13 protein-coding genes are annotated in these 19,273 nt (G+C 59.0%); 5 read left to right on the top strand and 8 right to left on the bottom strand.

Features of this window, described 5'->3' with window-relative positions; translation table 11 throughout:
* Positions 1 to 16: 16 nt before the first annotated feature.
* The 3 genes from PVW46_RS28295 (at position 17) to PVW46_RS28285 (ending at position 3,053) form a co-directional block, all read left to right on the top strand.
* Positions 17 to 961 carry an amidohydrolase family protein gene (locus PVW46_RS28295; protein ID WP_043144679.1) on the top strand — a complete coding sequence of 315 codons (945 nt, stop codon included), beginning with the start codon at positions 17 to 19 and terminating at the stop codon, positions 959 to 961.
* A 93-nt stretch (positions 962 to 1,054) separates the two neighbouring features.
* Positions 1,055 to 2,440: a UbiD family decarboxylase gene (locus PVW46_RS28290; protein WP_069208159.1), complete on the top strand. Its 1,386-nt coding sequence runs from the start codon at positions 1,055 to 1,057 to the stop codon at positions 2,438 to 2,440.
* A gap of 28 nt (positions 2,441 to 2,468) precedes the next feature.
* Positions 2,469 to 3,053 carry a UbiX family flavin prenyltransferase gene (locus tag PVW46_RS28285; protein WP_069208063.1) on the top strand — a complete coding sequence of 195 codons (585 nt, stop codon included), beginning with the start codon at positions 2,469 to 2,471 and terminating at the stop codon, positions 3,051 to 3,053.
* On the opposite strand, the gene PVW46_RS28280 is transcribed toward PVW46_RS28285, so the two are convergent.
* From PVW46_RS28280 to PVW46_RS28245, 8 genes are all read right to left on the bottom strand, one after another.
* Positions 3,050 to 3,961 (bottom strand): DMT family transporter, encoded by a 912-nt coding sequence (locus PVW46_RS28280; RefSeq protein WP_069208064.1) that lies wholly within the window; start codon positions 3,959 to 3,961, stop codon positions 3,050 to 3,052. The two genes, PVW46_RS28285 and PVW46_RS28280, sit on opposite strands and share 4 nt — an antisense overlap.
* Before the next feature lie 119 nt (positions 3,962 to 4,080).
* Positions 4,081 to 4,863, bottom strand: coding sequence for an ABC transporter permease (locus tag PVW46_RS28275; protein ID WP_069208065.1), 783 nt, complete (start codon positions 4,861 to 4,863; stop codon positions 4,081 to 4,083).
* Position 4,864: 1 nt separating this feature from the next.
* Positions 4,865 to 5,656 (bottom strand): ABC transporter ATP-binding protein, encoded by a 792-nt coding sequence (locus tag PVW46_RS28270; protein WP_043144674.1) that lies wholly within the window; start codon positions 5,654 to 5,656, stop codon positions 4,865 to 4,867.
* 2 nt (positions 5,657 to 5,658) lie between these two features.
* Positions 5,659 to 6,642 (bottom strand): ABC transporter substrate-binding protein, encoded by a 984-nt coding sequence (locus PVW46_RS28265; protein WP_052244684.1) that lies wholly within the window; start codon positions 6,640 to 6,642, stop codon positions 5,659 to 5,661.
* Between the two features lie 1,140 nt (positions 6,643 to 7,782).
* A complete protein-coding gene (locus tag PVW46_RS28260; protein WP_274578302.1) occupies positions 7,783 to 9,609 on the bottom strand; it encodes a TniQ family protein in 1,827 nt (608 codons plus the stop codon).
* Positions 9,610 to 9,619: 10 nt separating this feature from the next.
* Positions 9,620 to 10,609 carry a TniB family NTP-binding protein gene (locus tag PVW46_RS28255; protein ID WP_069208067.1) on the bottom strand — a complete coding sequence of 330 codons (990 nt, stop codon included), beginning with the start codon at positions 10,607 to 10,609 and terminating at the stop codon, positions 9,620 to 9,622.
* Positions 10,609 to 12,960, bottom strand: a complete 2,352-nt coding sequence (locus tag PVW46_RS28250) for a TnsB C-terminal domain-containing protein (RefSeq protein ID WP_139132218.1) — start codon at positions 12,958 to 12,960, stop codon at positions 10,609 to 10,611. Before PVW46_RS28250 ends, PVW46_RS28255 begins: the two co-directional genes overlap by 1 nt.
* On the bottom strand, positions 12,957 to 13,532 hold the full coding sequence (locus PVW46_RS28245; RefSeq protein WP_069208069.1) for a hypothetical protein: 576 nt from the start codon (positions 13,530 to 13,532) through the stop codon (positions 12,957 to 12,959). The genes PVW46_RS28250 and PVW46_RS28245 overlap by 4 nt, the downstream gene beginning before the upstream one ends.
* Positions 13,533 to 14,184: 652 nt before the next feature.
* On the opposite strand from PVW46_RS28245, the gene PVW46_RS28240 reads away from it, so the two are divergent.
* Positions 14,185 to 15,438 carry a helix-turn-helix domain-containing protein gene (locus PVW46_RS28240; RefSeq protein WP_139132220.1) on the top strand — a complete coding sequence of 418 codons (1,254 nt, stop codon included), beginning with the start codon at positions 14,185 to 14,187 and terminating at the stop codon, positions 15,436 to 15,438.
* A 241-nt stretch (positions 15,439 to 15,679) separates the two neighbouring features.
* Positions 15,680 to 19,273 (top strand): DEAD/DEAH box helicase (locus tag PVW46_RS28235; protein WP_274578297.1); only part of this gene is annotated, 3,594 nt, incomplete at its 3' end.

Raw genomic sequence — 19,273 nt, 5'->3', positions numbered from 1 at the left:
TCCGAAGGAGACCAAGATGATTATCGACACCCATCTTCATCCGACCAACCTGGTGGACGAGGCGTGGCGCCATACGGGCGAACCCTTCACCGGCGAGCGGATGCTGAAAATGATGGACGGCCCCTACATGATCAACGGCAAGCCGCGCCGGATCGACATGGGGTTCATCCAGCCGCCGCCGGGCAATACCGGCTATCGCGATGGCAACCGCATGGGCCGCGAAGGAATTCGCGACTACATGGCCTATTGCGCGGAGCTGTGCCAGAAATACCCGGACCGCTTTATCGGGAATTTCAACTACAACCCGCGCTGGGGCCCGGAGAACGGCGCCAAGGAGATCGAATTCCACCACAAGGAATACGGTTTCAAGATGATCAAGCTGCACGCCAACATGCACGGTTACCGGCCTGACCGGGCGCTGGAATGGCTGCGTCCGGCGATGGAGATGTGCGCCAAGTACAACATCGTGGTGCTGATCCATACCGGCGACGGACCCTACACGATCCCGACGATGTTCTACCCGATCATCCGTGAATTCCCGATGGTCAACTTCATCATCGGCCATTTCGGCATCCAGACCGGCGGCAACTACAGCTTCGAGGCGTTCTGGATGGCGATGGACACGCCGAATGTCTATTGCGAAAGCGGGTGGTGTTTCCAGTCGCGGATCGTCGAGTTCGCCCAGCAGTTGCCCAAGGACAAGATCGTCTTCGGCACTGACAGCCCGCCCAACGATCCGGGCATGTGGCTGCGTGAGCTTGAGGTGCTGTGCCACGAGCCGCCGCACGGGATGAACCTGTCCGAGGACGATCTCGAAGGCTACCTTGGCAACAATATCGCCAAGCTGGTGGGGATCGACACCACGCCGCCGCCGCGCGATGCGAAGGACGCACAGGCCCGCCTGACGGATACCTATGCGGGCGTCGACCGCGCGACCGGCAAATTGCTGGAACCGGTCTGATCCTGACCTGACGGCGCCGGGTGTCCGGCGCCGTCTTGGACACTTTCACCCTATTTCACGATCTTGCCGACCCGGGGGACGATAGCCATGCTCATGACCAAAACCGAAAGCCATCACCCGCAGGATGTGCGTCATTTCCTGGCCGGCTACTGCGCCGAACATCCCGGGGACGTGATAGAGATCGACAGCCCGGTCTCGGACGACCAGGACGCCACGGCGCTGATCTGGGCGCTGGCGGGGCAGGGGCGGCAGCCGCTCTTGCGGCTCAACAAGGTGGCACATCTGGATGCGCCGGTGCTGTGCAATGTCTTCGGGTCGCGGCAGCGGATTGCCCGTCTGTTCGACACGGAAGAACCCGGGTTGCACGCGGCCTACCAGAAACGCTCCCGCGCCGCGATGCCGTCGAAAACGGTCGATGACGGGCCGGTGCTGGAGCGGGTCATCTCTGGCGCGGACGTGGACCTGAACCTGCTGCCGATGCTGAAGCACTTCGAGACCGACCGGACCAAATACATCACGTCGGGCATCATCCTGGGCGAGGACCCGGATAGCGGGATCGGCAACCTGTCCTATCACCGCGCGATGATCCATTCGAAAAATCAGCTCGCGACCTCGCTGCATTCGCGTGGCCACCTGTGGCGGCTGCTGAACATGTCAAAGGAACTTGGCAAACCCATGCCGGTGGCGATGATCATCGGCGGCCACCCCCTGTTCATGCTGGCGGCTTCTGCCCGCCTGGCTTTCGAAGAAGATGAGCGCGACATCGCCGGCGGTCTAATGGGTGCCCCCCTCGAGGTGGTGGAAACACCGAAATACGGTATCCGGGTTCCGGCCCATGCCGAAATCGTTCTGGAAGGTGTGATCGACCACGAGGCCACGGTCGAGGAAGGGCCGTTCGGTGAATTCACCGGCTATTCCTCGGACCGGTCGACCAATAACCTCTTCACCGTCGAAACAATCCTGCGCCGCGAGTCGCCGATCCTGGTCAGCGTGGCGGGCGGCAATTCCGCCGAGCACCTGAACCTGGGCCGCATCCCGCGCGAGGCGGAGATGGTCGAAAAGCTGAAGGCCCGTTTCCCCTCGGTGACGGCGGTGCATTACCCCGCTTCGGGGACGCATTTTCACGCTTACGTGGCAATGAACCAGAGCCGCGAAGGCGAGGCCCGGCAGGTCATGCTGGGGCTCTTGGGCTGGGACCAGTACCTGAAGAACGTGATCGTGGTGGATGCGGACGTGGACATCACCCGCGACGAGGAAGTGTTGTGGGCGGTGTCCAGCCATTTCCAGCCGCACCGGGACGTGGTGATCGTGGAGGGCCTGCCGGGCAACGCGCTGGACCCGTCGGCAAGCGGCATCGGAACCACCTCGCGCATGGGGCTGGACGCGACGCGCGGCCCCGATTTCCACGGCACCCGCGCCCGGATCAGCGCCGAGGCGCAAGCGCGCGCCGCTGCACTTTTGCAGGAACTGGGCGCGTAATCCGCCAGGGCAGGAAAGGGAACCGGACATGACACAGCCAAGGCGGATGATCGTCGGAATCTCCGGGGCCTCCGGGGTGATCTACGGCAAGCGGATGCTCGAGGTGCTGCGCGCGCTGGAAATCGAAACGCACCTGGTCATGTCCAACGCCGCGCGCATCACGATGGCGCAGGAATGCGATTTCACTGCCGCGGATCTAGAGGCGCTGGCCGATCACACCCATTCCAACAAGGACATCGGCGCGGGGTGCTCCTCGGGGTCCTTTCGAACGATGGGAATGATCGTCGCGCCCTGTTCGGTCAAGACGATGGCCGAAATCGCCAATGGCACAACATCGAACCTCTTGTCGCGTGCGGCTGACGTGGTGCTGAAGGAACGGCGCCGGCTGGTCTTGATGCTGCGCGAGACGCCTTTGCACCTGGGTCACCTCCGCAACATGTCGGCGGTGACAGAGATGGGGGCGATCATCTATCCGCCGGTGCCGGCCTTCTACACCCGGCCGCAGAGCCTGGAGGAGATGGTCGATCACACGGTCGGGCGGGTTCTGGACCTGTTTGATCTGGATGCCGGTACGGTCAAGCGCTGGATGGGCACCAAGCCGGCCAGCGCCTAACCGCGCGCGGGCTGGGGCCGTCCGAGCCCTGCGTTTGCCTGGTTCCGCCGGATCACGAGGAAAACGCCGGCAATGACCAGGATCGAACCCAGCCCGGAGAGGGCGGAAATCGTCTCGCCAAAGAACAGCCACGCCTGCAACATCGCCAGCGGCGGCACCAGGTAGAAATAGCTGGTGACGCGTGCAACCTGATCCCGGCGGATCATCACCATCAACAGGCTGATCGCTAGGACCGATATCCCAAGGACCAGCCAGGTCATCGTCAATACCAGCGGCCACGTCAGCGTGACGTGCCGGGTCTCGAACAACAGCATGAGCGGCAGCGTGGCCAGCAGGGCACCGATGTACTGCACCGTCGTTCCTGCCAGGACCGGCACATCGCCCCCCAGACGCTTTTGCAGCACGGTCCCCAGCGAGATGCCAAGCAGGGCCAGGACGGTTGCGGCCAGCCCGATGCTGTCCAGTCCACCGCGCCCCGGCAAGGCCCCGGCGCCGGAGATGACCAGCAGGATCCCCGCGAACCCCAGGACAAGTCCGGTGAGTGCTGAGCGTTCCAGGCCTTCGCCCAGCCAGAACCATCCCAGCAGCGCGGTGAGGATCGGTTGCATCCCGACGATGATCGCGACCAGACCGGCGGGTATCCCCTGGGAGATGGCGTAGAACACGCCGGCGAGGTAGGCGCCGTGGATCAGCACACCGATCAGCAGTTGGGACGGGATGTCATGGACTGCCAGCAGACGTTTGCGCCAAAGCAGCAATCCGAACGAGAAGAGCACAAGCACGAGCGCGTAGCGAACGACCAGCAGGAAGAAGGGCTCCATATAGGGCAGGCCGAATTTCGCGCCGATGAAACCCGTGCTCCAGATCAGCACGAAAATGAAGGGAATGAGGCGTGTCAGTCGTGGCATGGGTCGTCGTTCGTTTGCTGGGCCCAGGGTGGGGCTTCTCGGTTTCGCAGGTGCTGGCGGGGGAAACAAAAGTCCCGGCCGGTGATCCGGCCGGGACGCTGGATTGACAGGATTGCGCGTTACTTGGATTCGCGCGGCAAGCTCCACGGGAAGAAGTAGCGTTGCGTCTGGGCGATGATCTGGAACAGTGTCAGCGACATCAGCACCAGGATGCCCAGCCCGGCCCAGGCCTGCGGGATCTTGAACAGCGAGGTCGAGAACTGGATGAAATAGCCAATTCCCTTCTCCGCGGCCACGAACTCTGCCACCACGGCGCCGATCACCGAGAGGGTTACCGAGATCTTCAGTCCCGAGAAGATGTAGGGGATCGCATAGGGAATGCGGATCTGGGTGAACTCGCGGATGGCCGGGGCCTTCAGCGAATGGCTGAGCTCGATCAGTTCATCCGGTGTCGCCTTCATCCCGGTGGTCATCGACACGACCAGCGGAAAGAACGAGATCATGAAGGTGATCAGCACTCGCGACACGTCGCCCGACCCCATCGTGACGATGATGATGGGCGCCACCGCGACGATCGGCGTCGACTGGATCACAACCAGCAGCGGATAGATACCGCTGGAGACCAGCTTGAACCGCGTCAGCGCTATTGCCAGCGGCAATGACACGACGATGGCCGTCAGGAAGCCCAGCATGGCGACCCGCAGGGTCGCCCAGGCATGGGCGAGCCAGCGCGAAACGGTCACCGCATCGAACCCTTCCAGGATACGGCTGGGCGCCGGCAGCAGGAAGGTCGGGATGGTAAAGACCCGGGTCGAGGTTTCCCACAGCACGAGGATGATCAGGAAAGTCAGCCCGGGCAGCAGCCCGGGAACACGGTTCACGCGTGTCAGTGTTGCAGTCATGTCAGGCCACCTTTTTGGTCATCAGGATGTCGCGCAGGTGGGATACAAGGTCCTGCATCTCGCTCAGTCGCATCGAGTCTCCGGTGCGTGGCCGTGGCGCAGGGACCCTCAGGTCCTCTGCGACATGGGCGCCGGGGCCGTGGCTCATCACGATGATCCGGTCGGCCAGAAGGACGGCTTCGACGATGGAATGGGTGATGAACATCACGGTCTTGCGATGTTCCTGCCAGATGTTCTGCAACTCGTAACCCATTTCCTCGCGGGTCAGGGCATCGAGGGCCGAGAACGGTTCGTCCATCAGCAGGATATCGGGGTTGTGCAGCAGGGCCCGCGCAATCCCGACCCGCTGCTGCATGCCGCCCGACAATCGTCCCGGACGGCGGTTTTCCAAGGAGGCCAGGCCGACCAGCTTCAGCAGTTCATGTGCTCGCTCTCGCTGTTCCTGCGTAACGCGGCCGAACTTGTGCTTCATCGGGAAAACCACGTTGTCCTCGAGCGTCGCCCAGGGCAGCAGGGTCGGCTTCTGGAACACGATGCCGATGTCGTCGCGCGGCTCGACCACGTTTTCCCCGTGGACAGAGACTGTGCCGGCGCTTGGTTTGAGAAGGCCCGCCACGATGCGCATCAGCGTTGACTTGCCACAGCCAGACGGTCCGAGCACGGCGATGAACTCGTGATCGTTGATGGCCAGGTTGACGTGTTGCAGAGCAATCAGCTCACCAGCCCGGGTGTCGAAGGTCATTTCGACATCGGTAAACTGGATGGCCGGAGTGACATTTGTATTCACGGCCATGATCAGTTCCCCGGCATGAAGCTGCGGTCGACGATGTCTTCGGGATCAAGCGCGTCCAGATCCATTCCCTGGGCTGCGGCGACGCGCTCCCAGGTGGCTTTCAGGCGGACGGGGTCAAAGGCACCCAGACCGTCCCGTTCGGTCACATCGTTGAAGATCAGCCCAAGCGCGTCTTGCAGCGAGCCAAGCGCAGTTGCGTGGTCCAGTTCCGGAACTGCATCGGTCACGGCCTTCGCGGCGTCATCGGGATTGGCCCGCATGTATTCCACGGATTCCAGCAGGGCGCCGACAAAACGCCGGGCCACGTCAGGGCGTTCTTCCAGGAACTTGTCCGATGCGACGATCGCGCCCGAATACATCACCAGGCCGGCATCGGCCCAGGGCAGGACGATCATCTCGCGACCGGCATCCTGCGCCTGTTGCGAATACCGGGTCACATCGGTGATCCAGGAAATCACCGCATCTGTCCTGCCGGTGACAAGCATCGGGTTCAGCGCGCCGGGATCCGATTTGGTCAGCGTGATGTCATCCATCGTCAGATCGTTGTCGTGCAGCACCAGCGGCAGGTAGACGTTCGACGAGGTAAAGGGCGAGGTCACGACATCCTTGCCCTTCACGTCCGCGAAGCTTTCGATGCCATTGCCTTTCAGGGTGAAGAAGGCATGCGGTCCTTCGTTGTAGTAGGACATGACTGCGGTCACCGGCAGTTTTTCGGTTACGCGGGCCGCCATCAGGGCACCGATGTCCGCATTGCCGATGTCCGAACTGCCGGTGGCAAGCTTGGTCAGCGACTCCGACGAACCGCGCCCAGTTTCCAGTGACAGTTCCAACCCGGCCTTTTCGCAAAAACCACGTTCAAGGCAGACGAAGATGGCTGCCTTGTCGCCGCCGGGCAACCAGTCCATCTGAAACGTGACCTTGTCGGCGGCGTGGGCAAACGCCGCACTTCCCAAAATGAACGCGGTGGCTGTTGTTATTACCTTCATGAGTCTTCCTCCCTGTCGCGGTCCGCAGCGAGTACGAACCGGCGATCTCCTTGAGCCGTTTTGAAACAGTTCGCCCAGAGGGATTGCCGAGCAGTAGCGATGGTTACCCTTTTCAACACGTCTGCCCCGGGTGAACTGCACGAATACTGAGCAATTACCAAAGTCCCAGGGGGCCAAGTTCGCTTCTACTCTGGGACGGAGACTAGCACGTAATGTTCAATTCAGGAAGGAAAGTTTTAGCATTGTCAACAATAGTTCCGCTGGGGGGCAGGGGATGCTTCCAGCGCGCTGCGCATAAGTCGACGCAAATGTTGAGAAATTCACGGTGGCCTTTGACCATCGCGAAATCCGGCCAAAGATGGTCCAAATCCCGCAAGAACAGCGGGTGAGGGGGCAAGAGGCAATGTCCTCGTCGCCGCCGCGCAGGGATCGCGACCCGCAGAGGAATCACTCCGCCGCCACCCGGTACCTTGCGACTCTTTCCCGAGATCCTTGGGGAAGATGTTTCGTTCCTTGGTCAGCCGCGAGGTCTGCCGACGGTCCAGCCCCCGACCACACCAGAACCATGTCGCTTCGGAACCCCGGGAGCCCACGTTCAGGCAGCGAAGCGGTCTGGCTCAAGTGGGCGACGATGCCTCAACGCGGGGACCGGCGCGCTCGGGAAAGCCAATACTCCCAGCAGAAATATGCAAGGATCGCTTTGGCCACATGCTTCCGCGAACCATCTCTCTGAAGACAGTGTCGAACCTTGCGAACAGAGAGAATGATCACAGCATCTAGGGTCTACTGCCCCCGCAGAGTGCCACTAGGCGTCGCCACAGCCAGACATGCAAACGGCCTCGGGTACTCTCCGAGGCCGTTTCTTTGTCATCTCAGCCATAATGATCTTGTGAGTCGGTTAGGTCATGTCCCGTGGCACGCCACAGGCTGTCGACGCGGCAATAGTTAAGCCAAAATCATCTATGCGCCCAAAAATAATTCAATGAAATCAACATGTGATATCGGCGTGGACATGATTTTATCGCGACCGCCGCCAAAGCAACGGCCAAAGCCGTGCCAAACAAAATCGGGGAAAGGTTTGCCAAGATACAAAAAAGCCGCCCGGAGGGGCGGCTACGAAGAGGTCCGGATTTCCTTTTGTCAAAGGTCGGCTCTTCGGAAGACCAAAGCTCTCAACCGATTTCGGGGAAGGATCGGTTCGACACCTGCCCGCTTCAGCGTCCACATCACGGTTCGAGGAAATAGACCATTCTCGTTTGCCAACTTTGCCAAAGAGACATAGCATTTTTCGAACTCAGCGACATCCTCCTCTGGAAATCGCTCACGGATCGATCCTCGTGCATTCTTGATTTTCTTCGAAGTCAAGAAGGGTCGTCCATCAGAATCCAGCGTTTTTTGGAGCCAGTTTATTCCGGACACAGGAATTCTTAGCCGTTCGCTGACCTCACGCACGGTGTGACCGACCATAGCAGATTTTCGGGACATGACCGCTCTGATTTCGTCCGGATCGACCAAAATGGCTCGGAACCGCAAGTCTTCAGGAAGTACTTCGACGCGCGTCAACGAACGGTCAAGGACAAGCTTGATGATATCTGTGACGGTTTCCCGGACGACTTCCGATGCGGCAATGGCGTCCACCATGCCATAACCGCCCTTGCTCACCGGCTTGGCAGAACCACGAAGTCGGAGAAGAAAATCGTCAAGATCGTCTTTGGAGACTTGAGACGATAACCCACTACGTTTGCCGCGCCCGGGCGCAAGCTGCTTTATGATACCATTACGCACAAGCATTCGTGCCTGTGTCTGATTACAGTTTAGGTAAGAAGGAATCTTACTGATCGCGATAGAGTTTTTCATCCGGCTTGCGAGCTTTTCACCCTTTTCAGCCTCGAAGCTGACGCCGCTGTTCGCCTTCGCATCGCGAGGCACGAGGCCGATTTCGACGAGCGCGCTGCGCAAGGTAACGGGATGGAGGCCTGTCTCCCGAGCCAGAGAGGGAACAGAATGCCGAAGCCGCTTGGCGACGACCTTTCCAAACAGTTGTGTTCCAGGATCGACAGCCATGGTGTCCAAGATATGTTGGCGCACAACATCACGAATTGGCCCCGGATCTTTCTGACCCCTCGGGAATTGCAACCAACGATACAAGCAGCCGAAGGCTGCAGGAGCGCCACACGTCCTCTTGGCCTTCCAAGATTGTGAAGCGATCGCTTCCAATGCCTTGCCGATCCCAGAGGGTCCCGTGACGGCGGCTTCAAACCCTGCCGCTCCTGCGTCGTCCCACTGCGAAAAACTGAGAGAGTCCAAGTTCGTGTGAGCCCCGAAGAGCATACACGCCCCAATTATTTCGCATGCCCGTGAAGCCTGATCGGCATCTTGCCCATCCAGCCAGTCCGACTGTGCTAAACCCTGAAATCGTAGCTCGATGTAGCGCTGCAGTGGAGAAGCATTTCTCGGCTGCGATTTCGCTGCTTGCAATTCGAGCTCGGGATCGCAGGGCGCAACAAGATTCATGTCCTGAAACTGCTCGAAGAACCCCCGATTGCGCCGTCGATGCAGAGCGATGCGATGTTGTGGACATGTCCGAACCGGAGAAAAGGCCCAAATGACACGGCCAACGCGGCTATCTCCGCTTGCGTTAGCGACATTCGCGTCTTCGAGGAGGCAAGCCGGACAATAGGTCGTGTGTGTGCGAAGCGCAAAATTTGCTCCGAAAGTCTCGGCACGGTGGCGAAACGACCGGTTCCCGACCGGCCGAACACCGCACGCTTCGATGTCTTCCGCCGGAACACCGGTCAGGCCAGAAAGCCGCCCCACGCATGCAGCGTTCGTGTCAACCACGCTCTGGCGGCTGATTTCCATCATTTGCAGCCAATCGGCGCAATCAAGATTGGCATGAAACCTCGCCATCCGAGAGCACCAGGAAACCGTGGTCTCGCCCGCTATCGGTGGGAGTGTAGGCAGCATCAGCATGTGCTCACACCCTTTCCAGCTTCTTCTTCTGACGTTTTGTCCGAGCTTCCTCATACTCCTCTGCCTGTTGGTCGAGTTCGACCGACAGCCAGTCGGACACCAGGAAGACGTTGCTGTCCGGGTCATTACGGTCTTCTTTGACCCAAGCGACTGCAAAATGATCGATGGTGAGTATTTCGTCCCCATCCATCAGCGCACTTTCGATGGCATGGAGGATGAGCACTACCGCACGACCGAACCGCCTGCGGCTCGCGTGAATTAGGCGAGCGGGCAAGTCGTCTCCGAGATCAGCCCCGAGTCCGACCTCAGCACAATACGCATCAATCAAGCCCAAGAGGCTTCCCTCGTCCGCGCCAAACTCAAGGTCGGAGGGACGAATCTTGGTGAAGCGACGGGAGACTTGGGGGTCATAGCCAATCACTTCCCCCAGTCGTTCTGTACCGCTGAGAATAGGAACCACCGGATGATCACCCTTCATCAGCGACTTGATCATGCGCAATGTCTTCTCGGTTTCCATCGCAGAGTCACCCAAAACCAAGTCTTGGGCTTCATCGAGCCAAAGAACGACAATCCCAAGCAAGGCAAGGCGATGCCGAACAGCCCTCCAGACCATGGCAGCCGTTGCTTTGTCGGAAACCCCAGACATTCCGCTGGCCTCGAGTATAGCAGTTCCCACACTTTTGAGGGTGGCATAAGGCGGGACATCAAGCGCAAGGTACCGCGGGCAACCAGTTTCTGGATTGGGTGCCAAGATATCGATTTCCGACAATACGGATTTGATGGCGGTTGTCTTGCCTCCGCCAGAACCCTCTATCACCATGACGCCCCGGGCTTCGTTCCCGGAATAGCGTGCCGGGGCCGGAATCAGTTCACCGGCATCATCGACATCAAGACACCGGAGCAGATGCAGCCGTATCTCAGCATCACGCTCGTTTGGAACATACATCTCGCGAAGTTGTTTAACTTCGGAACGAATTTTGGCGATATCGTTCATCACTTCACTTCCTTCTTGACCGGAACCCACTTTGGCGCCGGAACGACATTAGTATTGATCGTCTTGGGTTTCGGATTGGCGGCCCCTCGCGCCGGCTTGGCACGCTTGGGAGAACATGCCGCAGCGGGCTTCGCGGCGGTGGACTTGGCTTTCTGGGCAGTCGCTGGCTTTTCAGTGCGAGCGGGTTCGCAAGGCGGGATCTCTTGGCCAGGTTCCTCTCCATCGTCCAAAAGCGAACCACCGTCGGCAATGTCGAAAGACGAAAAGAGCGATGCTTCGAGGTGCTTGAATTCCTTTTCGGAAATCGACGTGTCGAGAAGCCCAAAGACCGCCGCCTTGTGCGCGGAAAGAGCCTCGATCTCATCGATCGCTCGAAACACCGCCTCCTCGTCCCAAGCTTTTCGCCCTGCCGACCGGGCACGAAGTGCTCGGCGGCTCGTCAGCCAGACGTGGAGGTTCACACCGGCGAACCGCTCATGAACGGCAGGAATTTCGCGCCATTCGCCATCAAGGAAAACCTCAATTGCCCCCAAGTCTTCTGCATCCCATCGGACATCGACCACCTTGGATCCGGGCCGGATGAACCACGCCCCGAGCTCTCGGTTATGATACTTGATGCCCATGACAACGATGCCCGACCTCGAGATTTTCCGTTTGTCACGAAGCCCGAATGCCAGCCTCTTGCTCCGCGTGTCTGGCAGAGCTCGGAGCGGATAGTTGCCGTTGGATATATCCGCTTCCCATTGCTCGCGCGGTGTGAGCCCTCCGAGACCAGCATGCGGAGAGTTGTGGTAAATATCGACGATCCAACGGACCAAGGCGAAGGCGACATCTGACGCGTCCAGACATGCGCGGTCTGTCGCGGGATAGTCACCCCTCTCCCTTGGATTGGAAAACGTTCGTCCGCGAAGCCGTGGCATAAGATCGAGAGCTGCCGTGTAAAACACGCGCTCGACGGTCCCGCGCATGCCCGGAATGCCGCCAATTGTCCTGAGGAACGACATCCCCAAGTCCATGCAGGTACTGCTGAACAGGTCTGCTTTGAAGGCTGGGCCATTGTCCGAGACAAGTAGTTCGGGAATTACCGCATAGGGCCATGGGCTCAGGGCACCCACGTCGTCTGCCCATTGACCTTTGTCACTCATCACCATGCGAAGGCATTCACGTGCTGCACTGGTGGTCGGATTTCTGGTGAGTTTAGCTCCAAGGATGACCTTTGTGCGACAATCTATTGCGAGAACCAGCCACCAGCGCGCTTTCTCCCCGTTGAGTTCCAACGCCTTTATGAAGTCTTCCCCAAAAACCTCATTGAGTTTTGCAGAAAAGATCATGGATATGAGGTCAATTCGCCACTCATCAATTTCGACGCGTTCACCAGGTCGGGAGACCTGCACGCCCTTCGCGACGGATCGTAATTTCTTTATTGCGTGATCACGGCCCCACCGTGCGATAAGGACCTTCAGAAAGTCGAGCTTACCAATCGTTGAGAGAATGGCGTCACGCCCCGGAATATCCAGCAACTCTACTCGCTCTGCCGCCAGCTTATCCCTATTCTCAGCCTCGCGCCTCTGATTTTCCTTCCGGAATCCGCGCCGAACGTCTTGGACGGTTTGCTTTTTGGTCTTTCTCTCGGTTGTAAGGTAGCTCGCCTGAACAAGCTCCATCATCAGACCGAGCACCTCCGGCCTATAGGCAGAGGTCCTGTTCCCCGAATGCGAAAGATTGTCGACCAAGGCTGACAATCCGTGTTTCCGATATTCAGCGACAAACTTTCTGATCGTGTCCGAACTGAACAGGGTAACGGTTACTTCGGGCTTGCCGCCCCGCTGCTTCCGGCCAGCCTTCTCTATGCGCCGATCACTACGGTTCTTCCGTTCGTGCTCGAGCATCTGCTGCTGAGAGGCCACCTCTTGGAAGTAAGGCTTGATCAGCTTCTCAATCTTGTCTCGGGACTCTTCAATGTCTATGGTATTGTTGCGAATTCCCAGTTCTTCGACTGCCATTACATGGGCATACCGGCTGAAGAACCGTGCCCTTGGCTTATCGGGAAGATCCGAAACCCTGAAGCTGACGTCTGCCAGCCCCACCGCCGGCCTCAGATCGGCAGGAAGGTAATACCCGACCTCATGCTTGACGCGCCCCATCGTGCTCAAGCGGCTTAGATTGGACATCGGAAACTGCTCGGCCAGACCAATCCCATCTGCAGGCACGAGTTCCACGTCTTCGCCGACGTATCTGTTCAAACGAAAGGCTTTGCCGTTGATCGTTATCCGATCATGCACGCCGATGCTGAACCCGGTCCCGACAGTCTTTACCTGGTCCGCCGGCACCATTCTGAATGGAACACTCAACTTACGGACTCCTTGCGCGAAACCAGCGTCGCCGGGGTTATCCGCTCGTTTTGGGGCACGAGCAGGTCACCGAAAGAAATGAGCTTCAGGAGCGCGCGGTAGCCACGTGCTCCGAGACCGAGATTGTCTGTCAGGGCCTTGATGCTGACGCGCCCCTGAAGATTCCCCACGAGCGCCCGGGCGGCATCTTCGGCATCTGGATCCCGATCACGAAGCGCGACGTTGATGTTTGCGTTGTGCAGCGCTTTTGCGTCAATATCCTGCTCAGTCAGCAACCGGACCGAATGGGCAAATTTCTTTTCCTGTACCCACCACGCGACTGTCCGCATGTGTTCGACAAAGCGACCCGACTGAAGGTCGATCGTCGGTTTGATTGTGCACGCAATACGCCGACCGTCGCCTTTCGTCACGACCATGTCGAAGAAATGCCGAAGCTCGTCCCGGCGTCCATAGACGAAGCGCACCTGCTCCCGCACATCGACAACGTCTGCACGCACGCTCTGCAATTGCAGATGGCACTGTTCGATCCAGGCCTCCGATACCGTTCGCATCCCGGGACCATCGCCAAGCACGGTGAAGCCTGTACAGTGCCCTTTCGACGCATTCGCGATCCTTCGGTCTGCCCGAGACGGTTCAGGCAACACTCTTCCCTCCGAAAAACACGGCATATTCGTTCTCCTTTTGCATAGAGAGGCCGCCTGCCGGCACGGCGGCCGACAGCGCCCGAAGGCTGCGGTCTATTTTTGGGGTTAGTGGCGACGCTCAGCCGATACGGGCTGGCTCCGCTCTTGAAGCTCCTGACATTTCAAGGAGCCAGGGACTCAGTGCCAATGGATGAGCTATGGAAAGTCGCGACGTCCGATCGGGGTATCATCTCCGGTCCGTGATTGCTTCGTTTCAAAAGCAATGTTGGCCACTCTTTCTCGCGACGAAGAATTTTTTTCCTTTGGGCGTTTCTCCTTCTGCTCAGTGATTCTCTCGCTAAGGAATCCGATCACGAGTCCTCTGGTCAACGCTGAGATACTTCTTTGTGCGCCGCGAGTGATGCGTCGTGCTGCCAACATGGCCTCAAGCATGGAACTCGCACGGCAAAACGCTGAAGTTTAATCCAAATTCTGAGACGGAATTTTCCCGGACTATGGTGGTCAACAACCTATAAATTGTGCATGATGCGCTCAGCAGCCCCTCTATCTTGGGCCAGCTTCAAGAAGACGGAGCTTCACGGTGACAAAAGCAGCATCTTTTCGTACGCCAGATGCGCGGAGGACGGCGCTCAAGCTGGCTGAAACCATTGGCGTGAAAAAGGCGGCTCAAGAGCTGGGTTTACACCGAAACACACTGAACAACTGGAAACGTCGAAAGAATGAGCAAGGGACACAGGGGTTGAAGCCCACACCCCGAAAACAGACGGCACATCCGCAGATGACGCCCGCCAACACGGTTGAGGCCATAATCGACCTCGCTTTGGCGCATCCTTCTTTCGGCTGTTACAGGCTGAGGGAACTCCTGCCTTCGGATGATCGCCAAGTCTCGACAACGACGATCCAGAAAATCCTGAACAGGAAAGGTCTCGGGACACCGAGGGGCCGCCTGATGGCCTTGGAGGATCGCGGAACCCTGGACGGCATGAGCGACGAGCAGACCGAGTTCGTCAACCGCAGGAATCCGTGTTTCCCCAAGTGTAATGTCCGGAACCAGGGCCCCGGATGGGCGCTTGCGGCGGGGTCGTGGAGGATCCGCGTTGGCATCTCTCCGAGCGATATGTTGCTGTTCACCGTCCTCGATGTCTGGACTGGATATGTGTTTTGCGTTGTGACGAATGACGATAAGAAAGAAAAGGCGCTACAGAAGCTAAACCACCAGATTGCGCGATTCTATCACGGATGGGGATGTAAGGTTCAGTCCATATACTTGTTCGAAGGAATGGAGAAGTCGGACAACTCAAGTCTCGCGTATGACAATAACCACTTTCTTTTCCATATTTATCTGTCTCAAAACTTCATAGTGCGAAATCATCGGTCATGTTGCCTAATGAGGTTCCAAGAAATAATTTCAAACGAATTCTTTGAGCTTCTTGATGTCGACACTTTTCGACCAAACGTGGACGAGTTCGATCAGGCGCTCCATGGATGGCTCCGCTATTACAACGCGGAACGGAAGCATGAAGGCTATCCGCACGGCGGAAGGGCACCACTTCACCGTTTCAACTTGCGACCCAAGGTTCGGTCCCAGCGAAAGACGTCTGAGCGACAGCCTCACGAACCAGCCCGCTGCGGCACATCCAGCGCAGAAAATTCGACATCTTGCGAGCCGACGCATGGCCGAGGTCGCTCGACAAATAACCTTCTCGATTTCATCGTGAACGACATTCCGGAGGTTACAATTCAGCCCAGCAACATTCACCCGCCGCCGTTCGATTTCCTTTGGTATTACTGTAACCGCTCCAGAGTTGGCCCAGCACGGGATTTCTTGTCTTGAAGGGCAAGCGGCTCCTCTTTGACCTTCGCCACCTGCCCGCGCTACTGCAGGCCCAATTGAAAATGTCGGCGACGTCGCCCGTTTGGCCGCGCGGTTCGTTCACTCAGTTCCAAATGAAAAAGTTCCAGCCCGCCGTTCGTAGTTTGCGGTTGAGGCGGACGGTGATCATTGCATAGCTTGACAAGTGTCGCGGCTGCGCAGCGCGCGCCATTTTACACATGGTTTCGGAGAGTTACTGGAAATGACCGCACTTGACGATCTCCTTCAGTCCTATCGGGACGCTGCGGTCACAGAGCGCGAAAAAGGCACTTACCTCGAGCGTCTGGCCTGCGCCTACCTGACCGCTGACCCGGTTCAGTCAGAGGAATACGCGGATGTCTGGTCATGGTCGGATTGGGCCGTCCGGAACGGCTGGAACGGCAAGGACGTGGGCATCGACCTCGTCGCGAAGCTACGGAACGAAGAGGGCTTCGCCGCGATCCAGTGCAAGTTCTACGGGGCTCAACACCGGATCCAGAAAGCGGACATCGACAGCTTCATCTCGGCGTCGGGCAAGGCGCCCTTCGTTCGACGCGTCGTCATCGACACCACGGAGGTTCCGTGGGGTGCCAACGCCGAGGAGATGATCGCCGGTCAGAGCATCCCGGTTGTTCGCCTGTCCCTCACGCATCTCCGCGAGAGTCCGATCGACTGGACGATCTTCGGCATTCGCGGTGAAGCCATCCTATCGGCGAAGAAATCCCTCAGACCTCACCAGATCGAAGCGCTGGAGGCCGTGCGCACAGGATTGGCCGAAGCTGATCGCGGCAAGCTCATCATGGCCTGCGGCACCGGCAAGACGTTCACTTCTCTCAAGATCGCGGAGGATCTCGTCGGCAAGGGCGGTCGCGTGCTGTTCATGGTTCCCTCCCTCGCCTTGATGTCCCAGACGGTTCGGGAATGGACGAACGACACGGAGATCCCTCTCCGGTCCTTTGCCGTGTGTTCCGATGCGCAGGTCGGCAAGCGCCGTGTCTCTAACGACGACGCGGCCGAGATCGAGGCGCACGATCTCGCCTTCCCGGCCACGACGAACCCCGAGCGCCTCGTCGAGAAGGCCGGTCAGGATGATCCGGAGCGGATGACGGTCGTTTTCTCAACCTACCAGTCCATCGGGGTGCTGGATGCCGCGCAGAAGGCTGGCCTCCCCGCCTTCGACCTCATCGTCTGCGACGAGGCGCACCGCACGACCGGCGCGACGCTGGCCGGCGAGGAAGATTCCAACTTCGTCCGTATCCACGACGATGCCTGCGTCGAGGGGCGCAAGCGCCTCTACATGACCGCCACGCCCAGGATTTTTGGCGACGCCGTGAAGACACGGGCCGACGAAGAAGCTGCTGTTCTGGCCTCGATGGATGACGAGGACCTTTACGGCAAAACCTTGCTCCACAAGGGCTTCGGCTGGGCCGTGCAGAAGGGCCTGCTGACCGACTACAAGGTCATCGTATTGGCCATGGACGAGGGGTTGGTCAGCGCCAGCGTGCAGAAACGCCTGGCGGATCAGAATTCGGAACTCGACCTCGACGACGCCACCAAGATCATCGGTTGTTACAAGGCGCTGACCAAGCAGGACCTGAAACAAGACATATCCTTCGACCCGCAGCCCATGAGGCGCGGCCTGGCGTTCTGCAAGAGCATCGCCGCCTCCAAGCTGATCCGTGACGAGTTCGCCAATGTCGTAGCCGAGTACACCGGTGATGACGCGATGATTGAGGACGACGCGCCCTCGTCGCCGGACCGCCTCGACATCGAGATCGAGCACGTCGACGGCACCTTCAATGCCAAGTCCCGCAACCAGCTTCTGGACTGGCTCAAGGCCGACGCCGACGGCAACACGGCTCGCATCCTCACCAACGCCCGCTGTCTCTCCGAGGGCGTCGACGTGCCGGCGCTCGACGCGATCATGTTCCTGCACCCACGGAAGTCCCTGATCGACGTGGTGCAGTCGGTCGGCCGCGTCATGCGGCGCGCCGAGGGGAAGAAAATGGGCTACGTCATCCTTCCAGTCGGCGTCCCGGCGGGGGTGGAGCCCGAAGTCGCGCTTCAGGACAACGAGCGGTATCGTGTTGTCTGGCAGATCCTGAACGCCCTCCGAGCCCACGACGAACGCTTCGACGGCACAATCAACCAGGCGTCGCTTGGGCAGGACGTATCCGACCGGATCGAGATCGTCGGGGTCACGAAGGAATCCGAAGAGCTCAAGTCCATCACCCACGAGGTGACCGAGCTGCCAACTCGCAAGGCGCAACCGCAGGCCGGGCTGGGCAAAGGAGGCGACACCGGGGATATCGTGATCGAGGGCCCCAGCGCCGAGCAATACGAACTCTTCATCGACGAGTTCTCCAAGGCCATCATGGCCAAGATCGTCAAGAAGTGTGGCACCCGCGACTACTGGGAGGACTGGGCCACCAACATCGCCGAGATCGCGCAGCGGCACATTTCGCGCATCACCGGCATTCTGGCCGAACCCGGCACCAACGCCCGCAAGGCCTTCGACGACTTCCTCGCCGAGCTCCGCGACGACCTGAACGACAGCATCACCGAGCAGGACGCCATCGAGATGCTGGCCCAGCATCTCATCACGCGTCCCGTCTTCAAGGCGCTCTTTGCCGGGCACCAGTTCACCGACCAGAACCCCGTCTCCCGTGCCATGCAGCAGGTGCTGGACGTTCTGGACGAGAACCACATCGACAAGGAAACCAAGGACCTCGAAAAGTTCTACGACAGCGTCCGCAACCGCGCCCACGGGATCAGCGATCCTCAAGCCAAACAGCGTCTGATCGTCGAGCTCTACGACAAGTTCTTCCGCAACGCCTTCCCCCGCACGACGGAGAAGCTGGGCATCGTCTACACGCCGGTCGAGATCGTCGACTTCATCCTGCACTCGGTCAACGAGATGTTGCAGGAGCACTTCGGCCAGACCCTCGGCTCGCGTGGCGTCCACATCATGGACCCGTTCACCGGCACGGGCACCTTCATCACGCGGCTGCTGCAATCGGGCCTAATCGCGCCCGAGGAGCTGGAGCACAAATATCGCCACGAGATCCACGCAAACGAGATCGTCCTGCTGGCCTACTACATCGCCGCGATCAACATCGAGGCGGTCTACCAGGGCGAGGCCAAGAAGAACGAGTATGTGCCCTTCGAAGGAATCTGTCTCACCGACACCTTCCAGATGTATGAGGGCAAGGACGAGCTGGCGCTCTACATGCCTGACAACTCCGAACGCCGGACCCGGCAGAAGGAGCTGGATATCCGGGTGATCGTGGGCAACCCGCCGTATTCCAAGGGGCAGGAAAGCGCCAACGACAACAACGCTAATGTAAGCTATGACGAGCTGGATCGGAGCATCCGCGACTCCTATGCAGCAAAGTCCACCGCGACCAACAAAAACGCTCTCTATAATAGCTACATAAGGGCTATTCGTTGGGCCTCGGATAGAATTGGCAATGCAGGTGTCATCGGGTTTGTTACGAGTGCTGGGTGGATCGACAGTAACGTTTCAGATGGTATGCGCGCATGCCTCGCGGAGGAGTTTACCGACCTCTATGTGTTCCATCTTAGGGGCAATCAACGCACCAGCGGGGAACGGTCGCGTAAGGAAGGTGGCAAGGTCTTTGGTTCGGGCAGCCGATCACCAATTGGGATCAATATTTTTGTTAAGAACCCATATGCCAAAGAGCAAGGCCGCATCTTCTTCCACGACATCGGCGACTACCTCGACCAGAAACAGAAGCTGGCGATCATCCGCGATTTCGGCGCGGTGAAAGTGGACCTGTCACGGATTTGTGCCGCT

This window comes from Mameliella sp. AT18 (assembly GCF_028807275.1).
GTDB classification, from domain to species: Bacteria; Pseudomonadota; Alphaproteobacteria; order Rhodobacterales; family Rhodobacteraceae; genus Antarctobacter; species Antarctobacter albus.
Note: the sequence above shows the minus strand (reverse complement) of the source record. Positions and strands in the feature narration are given on the sequence as shown.

Bases quoted from the DNA above. Each gene is read 5' to 3' on its own strand.
- PVW46_RS28295 (WP_043144679.1), top strand. From the start codon at position 17: ATGATTATCGACACCCATCTTCATCCGACCAACCTGGTGGACGAGGCG.
- PVW46_RS28290 (WP_069208159.1), top strand. From the start codon at position 1,055: ATGACCAAAACCGAAAGCCATCACCCGCAGGATGTGCGTCATTTCCTG.
- PVW46_RS28285 (WP_069208063.1), top strand. From the start codon at position 2,469: ATGACACAGCCAAGGCGGATGATCGTCGGAATCTCCGGGGCCTCCGGG.
- PVW46_RS28280 (WP_069208064.1), bottom strand. From the start codon at position 3,961: ATGCCACGACTGACACGCCTCATTCCCTTCATTTTCGTGCTGATCTGG.
- PVW46_RS28275 (WP_069208065.1), bottom strand. From the start codon at position 4,863: ATGACTGCAACACTGACACGCGTGAACCGTGTTCCCGGGCTGCTGCCC.
- PVW46_RS28270 (WP_043144674.1), bottom strand. From the start codon at position 5,656: ATGGCCGTGAATACAAATGTCACTCCGGCCATCCAGTTTACCGATGTC.
- PVW46_RS28265 (WP_052244684.1), bottom strand. From the start codon at position 6,642: ATGAAGGTAATAACAACAGCCACCGCGTTCATTTTGGGAAGTGCGGCG.
- PVW46_RS28260 (WP_274578302.1), bottom strand. From the start codon at position 9,609: ATGCTGCCTACACTCCCACCGATAGCGGGCGAGACCACGGTTTCCTGG.
- PVW46_RS28255 (WP_069208067.1), bottom strand. From the start codon at position 10,609: ATGAACGATATCGCCAAAATTCGTTCCGAAGTTAAACAACTTCGCGAG.